This window comes from Paractinoplanes ovalisporus (genome assembly GCF_016834655.1).
Taxonomy (GTDB): domain Bacteria; phylum Actinomycetota; class Actinomycetes; order Mycobacteriales; family Micromonosporaceae; genus Actinoplanes; species Actinoplanes ovalisporus.
This window is the reverse complement of sequence record NZ_JAENHP010000061.1, coordinates 1-1,164: the sequence shown is the minus strand read 5'-3', so window position 1 is coordinate 1,164 and position 1,164 is coordinate 1. Positions and strand designations below refer to the sequence as shown.

The following is a 1,164-nucleotide window of genomic DNA, read 5'->3' as shown; positions in this document are numbered from 1 at the left end:
AGTGTCCTGGCTCAGCACATCGGAATAGGGTGTCTCGCGTCATCGGAATAGGTATGTCTCCGGACATCGGCATGGCGTCGTAGCCGCCCGGTCGGGTGGTTGCAGGGTGCGGCGTGTCCACACGCCGACTCGTCATCACCGCCGTCCTGGCCGGCGCATCGCAGGCCGAGACCGCCCGCACCTACGGCGTCTCCCAGGGCTGGATCAGCCGGCTCATGGCCCGCTACAACGTGGAGGGCGAGGCCGCGTTCGAGGCCCGCTCCCGCGCCCCGAACACCCGGCCCGGCGCCACCGCCGCACCCGCGGTCGAGATCGTCCTACGACTGCGGAAACAGCTCGGCGAGGCCGGGCTGGACGCCGGCGCCGACACCATCGGCTGGCACCTGCAGCACCACCACGCGCTCACCCTGTCGCGGGCCACGATCAACCGGATCCTGGCCCGCGCCGGACAAGTGACGCCCGAGCCGGCCAAGCGGCCGAAAAGCTCCTACATCCGCTTCCAAGCCGAACAGCCCAACGAGACCTGGCAATCCGACTTCACCCACCACCGGCTCACGCGCACCGACGGCCGACCCGGCCACGACACCGAAATCATCACCTGGCTCGACGACCATTCCCGCTACGCCCTGCACATCTCCGCGCATCCCCGGATCACCGCGGCCATCGTGCACGCCACCTTCCAACACGCCGCCGGCCAGCACGGATACCCTGCATCAACCCTGACCGACAACGGCATGGTCTACACCGTGCGGTTCTCCGGCGGCCGCGGCGGCAGAACCGCCCTGGAAACCGAACTGCGCCGGCAAAACATCACACAGAAGAACTCCCGCCCGAACCATCCCACCACCTGCGGCAAAGTCGAACGCTTCCAGCAAACGATGAAGAAATGGCTCCGCGCCCAACCCCACCAGCCGGCCACCATCACCCAGCTGCAAGCCCAAATCGACGCGTTCAAAGACGAGTACAACCATCGCCGCCCGCACCGGTCCCTGCCGCACCGGGCCACCCCGGCCACCGCCTACCAGGCCCGACCGAAAGCCAGCCCCGGCACCGACCGCACCGCCGACACCCACGACCGGGTCCGCCACGACAAAATCAGCAAAGCCGGCACCGTCACCCTGCGCGTCCACGGCCAGCTACGCCACATCGGCATCGGCAAAACCT

The 1,164-nt window shown here is 68.3% G+C and carries 1 protein-coding gene; it reads left to right on the top strand.

What is annotated here, in order from left to right; all coding sequences use genetic code 11:
* Positions 1-113: 113 nt before the first annotated feature.
* Positions 114-1,164: integrase core domain-containing protein (locus JIG36_RS51380; protein WP_203384270.1), on the top strand; the 1,051-nt coding region annotated here is incomplete at its 3' end.